The sequence below is a fragment of the Arthrobacter sp. 05T444 genome, assembly GCF_056395905.1.
Window position 1 is genome coordinate 35,871 of record NZ_JBFTKK010000030.1, and the last position, 6,544, is coordinate 42,414.

Consider the following 6,544-nt stretch of genomic DNA (forward strand, 5'->3'; position numbering starts at 1 on the left):
AAGCCGGAGCTTCCCGGAGCCACAAACGTGCCCTGTTGCGCAGCTGACCCGCACGGTATGTTGCTCGAATGGACGATACATATCAGGTCATCGTGGTTGGCGGTGGGTTTGCCGGCATGACCGCGGCCGAGGAGCTCGGCCGCAAGGGCATTCGGGTACTCCTGATCGACGTGAACAACTACCATCAGTTCCAGCCCCTTCTGTACCAGGTGGCGGCGTCGCAGATCGGCGTGTCGGCGGTGGCTCGGCCTCTTCGTTCCGTGTTCCGCGGCATAAATGGCGTGCGCGTCCTCACGGCGGAGGTGACGGCGATCGATTCCGTCACCCGAACCGTCACCACGGCCGACGGTTCCCGTCACCAGGCACGGATCCTCGTAATTGCCACAGGTGCCGTCCCGAACTTCTTCAACACTCCGGGCGCCGAAGAACACGCCTATCCGCTGTATTCAGTGGCTGACGCCACGCGGCTGAGCGCTTCCCTCACCCGCGTCCTGGATGAGGCGGACCGTGAACATGCGGGCAGCGTGGACGTCGTTGTGGTCGGCGGTGGCCCCACCGGAGTGGAGACCGCCGGTGCGCTGGCAGAGAACGTCAAGTACATTGTGCCGAAGTATTTTTCGCCCGGCCTTGCGGGCCGGTGTCGAGTCCATCTCGTGGATATGGTGCCGAACGTGCTGATGGCGTTCTCCGCCAAATCACAGACGTATACCCGTGACCGTCTGGTGAAACTCGGGGTACAACTACACATGGGCCAAGGCGTGACAGACGTCCGTCCCGACGGCGTCACGCTCGCGGACGGCACCGTCATTCGAGCCAAGATCGTTGTGTGGGCCGGGGGCCTGCAGGCCGGAAAAATCATCGCCGAGTCCGGCCTGCCGCAGGGGAAAGGCGGACGCATCGACGTGCTGACCGATCTGACCGCGGCCGGGGCCGAGGGCGTCTACGTGCTGGGCGATGCAGCCAACATCACCGATGCCAGGGGCGCCAAACTTCCCCAGCTCGGTTCGGTCGCCCAGCAGTCCGGCAAATGGGCCGCCCGCAACATCTACGCTGACCTCACCGGCCAAATGCGCCAGCCGTTCGTCTATTGGGACAAGGGCTACATGGCAATGGTCGGCCGCGGAGCCGCAGTCGCCGAACTCGGCCGCAAGCGTATCCAACTGCAAGGCCCGCTGGCGTTCGTCTCCTGGCTGGGAGTTCACCTCGCCTTGCTGCCCGGTTTCCAGCAGAAGCTCCAGGCCCTCTTTTCCTGGGCTAATGGCTACGTCACGCACAGTCCGTCGCAGGTGATTGTCGGCAAACCGGACTAGCCGATATGAGGTAGGCGCGTCGCATGCGGTAGCTCGCCACCAGCACCGCGATTCCCGAATCAACCCGTTCTTGAAATCCTTCGTCTGTGAGAACGAGAACTGCAGCGCCCCGGTCGCTTGGTCGAGGCGCTCAGCGGCAGGGCAGCGGCACGCTAGCTCGTCGCGGTCACCTGGTGCCGGGGATCGTCATTGCCGTTGCTGGACTCCCGAAGTCCGGCCACCAGCTGGCCTACTTGGGCCACTGCTGACCTGATTTTGGTCGGGTTGCTGATCGTGAGGAATTGCAGCATGAGGCCGTCAAGTGCGGCGAAAATGGCCAAGGAGGCCTCACCGCTGGTGTCCAGTCCCCGTTTGCTCAAGGCTTCTTCAACAGTGCTTACGTAGTTCTCGTAGAGACGCTCCACCATGGAACGGATCTGCGGATTGCGCCTCGACTCTAGGATCATTTCGAACTGGAACAGTTGCAGTTCGGGTTCAGCTGAGACCGATGCAATAAGAGAGTCGGCAAAGTCATCGTCAAAGTCCGCGATCCCGGCCAGGCCCGTTTCCCGGATGGACCTCTGTACCGCCCACTCCATCGTGGCGGCCAGCAGCCCTTCCAAGGACCCGAAGTGGTGCGTCACCAAGGCGTGGTTGACGCCCGCACGCGCTGCCACGGACCGATACGTCACTCCTCGGAGGCCCTTTTCTGCGACCACGTCGATGACGGCCGCTAGCAGCGCCTCGCGGCCATCTCCGTACGGCAACTTGCGAGTTTCCTGGCTCATACAGCGAGTCTAGCCGCGTTACGCGTCGCAAAGTCGCCCGTTGACAGTTCAAACTATACAAACGTATAGTTTCAATTGTGGCTCAGATCACCCGACGATCTGCCCCTCCCAGGAACAGCTTCTGGCCTTTTGCTGCCGCGCACCGGCGCGCTACAGCAGGCTTCCTACCCTCCGCATCGGCGTCGACAATGCACTCCTGAAGGACCCACCCATGAATCAAGAATCCAGTCAGACCACCGCACATCTTGAAGTAGAAGATCCCCTCTCCACGGCGACTTCGGTCCGGTTGAGAGCGAACAGGCTCGGTGTTGTCGCCATTGCCTTTTTTGCCATCGCGGCGGCCGCGCCGATGGCTGCGGTCGTGGGTGCCAGCCCCGTCCTCTTTTCCGCCAGCGGTCCCGGAACGCCAGTGATCTACGCCATCGCCGCACTGTTGGTTGCTCTCTTTTCGGTCGGCTACCTGCGGATGAGTCAGCACATCACCAACGCCGGCGGCTTTGTGGCCTACATCGCCAAAGGCCTGGGCAACAAGTGGGCCACGGGTGGCGCGGGAATCGCGATACTGACCTATCTCAGCCTTCAGATCGGCCTATGGGCACAGTTCGGCGTGTTTGCCCAGCAGCTGATTGAAAGCCTCACCGGCATCGGACTTCCTGTCTACGTCTGGATCGTGGTCATTCTGGCGGTAACTACCGGGCTGACGATGCGGGGCGTCGACGCAAGCCTGAAAGTGCTGGGAGTTCTCATCCTTGGCGAAACGCTGGTCATAGCTGCGTTGGTTGTATCTCTCGTGGCCCAAAACGGCCTGGGAATCTTCACCTTCGAAGGCTTCACCAGCTCGAACATCTTCGGACCCGGTTTAGGAATTTCCTTGCTTTTCGCCTTCGCATGCTTCACCAGCTTCGAAGCAACCGTTGTCTTCGCCGAGGAGGCGAAGAATCCTCGACGCACAATTCCGCGCGCCGCCTACCTCGTCATCGCGTTCATCGGCGTTTTCTACGCACTTTCCACCTGGGCCATCAGCGGCGCCATCGGAATCGACAAAATTCAGGCGGCGTCCACGGAAAACCCCTCGGGAATGATCTTCGATTTGGCAGAAGCCAGCGCCGGTTCATGGCTCAGCGTCGCCATGCAAGTACTCGTCGTCACCAGCTTCATCGCGATGCTCCTGGGACTGTCCAACATGTTCTCGCGCTACCTGTTTGCGCTCGGACGGGCCGGCGCACTCCCCGCCAAGCTCGCCTCGGTCTCCAAGACCGGCGCCCCGTCTTTTGCAGGCCTTGTGAATGGGCTCGTTGTTCTGGCCATCATCAGCACCTTCCTCCTGACCGGGGCGGACCCCATTACCACCGTGTTCGCGTGGTTCGTAGCCTTGGGTACGGCCGGGTTCATCGCAATCCTGTTGGTGACCTCGGCCGCGATCCTCGTCTATTTCGCCAGAACGGGCGTCCGCGACAACCTCTGGGTGACCGTGATCGCTCCCGCACTGTCCTTCCTTGCCTTCGTAATTGTCGGTTACCTGACGCTGGACAACTACGACGTCCTGCTTGGCGGCGCTGGCGGCGTGGCACGCTGGCTCCTCATCGGCATCCCGCTCTTCTTCGCAGCCGGACTGGTACGGGGCAGGCAAAAGCCCGCGATCAATTACGCCGCAGAAATCCTCTGACATCCACTTCCGATACGCCCATCCCCAGGGCACCCCCGTGCCCGATGAAAGGAACCATCCAATGACGTCCACAGAGATCCAGGACTACATCCCCGAAGACGAATGGCCCCCCGTGTCAGCCATGCTGGACGGCTTCGGCGACCAGACACTGCCTGCCACTTCCGCCTTGTCCAACACGGCCCTGACCATACCGGCACCTGCGGGCTCCATCACCGAATACGCCTTCAAGGACGCGTCCTCCCTAGGCTGGTCCGGCCCCTCAGGAAGCGGAACAGCAACCTACAAAGCAATCGAAGCCCGTCCTGGCGTCTTCATCATCGACTTCGTCCGCAGTGAAGGCATCGACGCCGAAAACGTCACCATCATCTTCGACCGCAACACCGGCGCCGTCACCAGCGGCGTCTCCGCCTTCGTCACCGTGGACGGCAGGATCCGGAGCACCACAGAATTCACGCACTCGAACGCCGACGGTTCGTCATCCCTGCACGAGCGATCCTCCGGCCTGGTCGGGAAGCGGATCTTCTACCGCTACAGCGATGTGGAGAGTTACGAGCACATCTACCTGAATGCGGGAACGTTCACCTGGAACTGCGTCCGCGGCGGAGAGGCCGGACTCGCGGATACGGACCGTTGCATGACCTGGGCCGTCGCCGAAGACCTTTACATCTTCTTCTGGACCGAGAAAGTCATGACAGTTGAAGCCGTGCTGCTCGTGGATCTCCGTGAACAGCGCTCGATCGGGCGGATGTTCGGCTGGGACGACCCCGCCGCCGAGCCTGTCATCCTGCCGTTCAACTCACGGCTCAGCGTGCTAAACACCACCGAGTACCCGCAGGACACCCGCAAACACTAACCGCAAACCGATGCCCGGCCAGCCGGTCCGGCCAACAAACTCAAGGAGCAACATCATGTCCCAGGTCTTCCACACCCAGCACACCGACGCAGCCTTCGAACCCTTCGAACTCGGGAATGTGCAATGGCTTCTCCGCCCCGGCGACAATGGCAACGACGCGCTGAGCTCCGGCATCTGGAAGGTCACGCCCGAGGAGGCGCCCGAACCCTTCGACCTGCCCATCGACCAGGACGAAACCATCTACATCGTCTCCGGACACCTGCGCATCGACGTCAAGGGCGCCGACACCTTCGACCTCACAGCCGGGTCCATGGCCTCCCTCTCCAAGGGTGCGATGACCCGCTGGACCGTCCTGGAACCCACCATCGAATTCTTCGTCTACAGCTAAGGGGAGAATCTCCGTGGAAACCTCCGATGTCATCATTGTGGGCGCCGGGTTCGCCGGCCTCACCGCCGCCCGTGAACTCTCGCGTCGCGGCCACACCACCACCCTGCTCGAAGCCCGGGACCGCATCGCAGGCCGCACCCACCTCGACGAACGGCTGGGCCGCAACCTCGAACTTGGCGGCACCTGGGTGCACTGGACCCAGCCTTACGTCTGGGCGGAAATGGGACGCTACGGGATCAACCCCGTCCCCGGGCCGGAGTTCACCAAGGCCTTCTGGACCGCCAACGGCCAGCTACGCGAAGGCAGCGCGGACAGTCTGCTTGAACTGCTCGACGCCCCGAACCAGGCCCTCCTGGCTGACTCGCGCCACTATTTCCCGCTTCCTTGGTCGCCACTGTCCAGCCCAGGAGTCGCGGACATCGACGGCATTACCCTTTCCGAGGCCATCGACCGGCTGGACCTGCCCGACGAGCAGCGCCAGCTCCTCCGCTCCTTCTGGACACTGAACTTCAACGGCAAGCTCGACCAGGCCGCCTACACCCAGGCCCTGCGCTGGTGCGCGGTCGCGACCGGCTCATGGCAGATCATGTTCGAGGCCTGCGCCAGCTTCAAGATCGACGGCGGCACCCGCCGCCTCGCTGAGGCCATCCTTGCCGATTCCACGGCGGAGCTGCGGCTGAACCAGCACGTTGTTTCCATCGCCCAGGACAACGCCGGCGTCATCGTCCACACCGCCGACGGCCAACAGTACGCGGCCCGGCAAATCGTCCTTGCCCTGCCCCTGAGCGTGCTGAACGACGTGGACATCCAGCCCGCTCTTTCTCCCGCCAAACTGGCAGCGGCAGCCAAGGGCCAAGCCGGGCAGGGAGCCAAACTGTGGATCAAAGTCAAAGGCCGCCAAGAGCGGTTCGTTGCCCTCGGCCCTGAAAACGGGGCGCTCAACTTCGCTCAGGCCGAATACATTGACCATGACAGCACCACCCTCGTCTGCTTTGGACCTGACGCCGCCGCCATCGATGTCGACGACCCTGTAGCTGCCCAAAGTCACCTCGACTCCCTCGTCCCAGGACTGGAAGTCCTCGAAATAGCCGGTCACAACTGGATCGACGACGAACACTCCAGATCCACCTGGCCAATGCACTACACCTGGTACCTCACCCGTTCGCTGGCCGAACTCCAAAGACCAGAAGGCCGGGTCCGCCTCGCCGGATCCGACTTCGCCAACGGCTGGGGAGGATTCATCGACGGCGCGATCGAAAGCGGCCTCGACGCAGCCAGAGCCGTAGCGGACCAACTGGCCGTAGAGTCCCGCGCCCCCATCGGCGCCAGCTGAAATACGCTACCCAATCCCAGTCCCGCCCACCTGAGCAGGACCATCGCTTGACTACTAGTGGAGTACCCCATGGAAACTTACGATGCCCTGCTGGCCTCGATCACCCCGGAGTCCGGCGAAACCCGGACCATCCTTGACCCCGCCACCGGAGAAGCAGTCGGTGAGGCGCCGGTCCACAGCGTCCAGGACCTGGAGCAGGCCATAGCCGCCGCATCGGCCGCCCAGCC

The 6,544-nt window shown here is 62.6% G+C and carries 6 protein-coding genes and 1 pseudogene; 6 read left to right on the forward strand and 1 reads right to left on the reverse strand.

What is annotated here, in order from left to right:
• Nucleotides 1–68: 68 nt before the first annotated feature.
• Nucleotides 69–1,310 (forward strand): NAD(P)/FAD-dependent oxidoreductase, encoded by a 1,242-nt coding sequence (locus tag AC1DD3_RS20420; RefSeq protein ID WP_476882400.1) that lies wholly within the window; start codon nt 69–71, stop codon nt 1,308–1,310.
• Between the two features lie 152 nt (nt 1,311–1,462).
• Here the strand turns inward: AC1DD3_RS20420 and AC1DD3_RS20425 are convergent, their stop codons facing one another.
• Nucleotides 1,463–2,077 carry a TetR/AcrR family transcriptional regulator gene (locus AC1DD3_RS20425; protein WP_230120089.1) on the reverse strand — a complete coding sequence of 205 codons (615 nt, stop codon included), beginning with the start codon at nt 2,075–2,077 and terminating at the stop codon, nt 1,463–1,465.
• Nucleotides 2,078–2,288: 211 nt separating this feature from the next.
• Between AC1DD3_RS20425 and AC1DD3_RS20430 the strand changes: the two genes are divergently transcribed.
• From AC1DD3_RS20430 to AC1DD3_RS20450, 5 genes and pseudogenes are all read left to right on the forward strand, one after another.
• Complete coding sequence (locus tag AC1DD3_RS20430) at nt 2,289–3,743, forward strand: APC family permease (RefSeq protein WP_230120088.1); 1,455 nt, start codon at nt 2,289–2,291, stop codon at nt 3,741–3,743.
• Nucleotides 3,744–3,804: 61 nt separating this feature from the next.
• Nucleotides 3,805–4,596 (forward strand): MoaF C-terminal domain-containing protein, encoded by a 792-nt coding sequence (locus AC1DD3_RS20435; protein WP_230120087.1) that lies wholly within the window; start codon nt 3,805–3,807, stop codon nt 4,594–4,596.
• 55 nt (nt 4,597–4,651) lie between these two features.
• A complete protein-coding gene (locus tag AC1DD3_RS20440; protein ID WP_230120086.1) occupies nt 4,652–4,984 on the forward strand; it encodes a cupin domain-containing protein in 333 nt (110 codons plus the stop codon).
• A gap of 13 nt (nt 4,985–4,997) precedes the next feature.
• A complete protein-coding gene (locus AC1DD3_RS20445) occupies nt 4,998–6,317 on the forward strand; it encodes a flavin monoamine oxidase family protein (protein WP_230120085.1) in 1,320 nt (439 codons plus the stop codon).
• 69 nt (nt 6,318–6,386) lie between these two features.
• Nucleotides 6,387–6,544: pseudogene (locus AC1DD3_RS20450) on the forward strand (aldehyde dehydrogenase family protein); the annotation flags it as partial.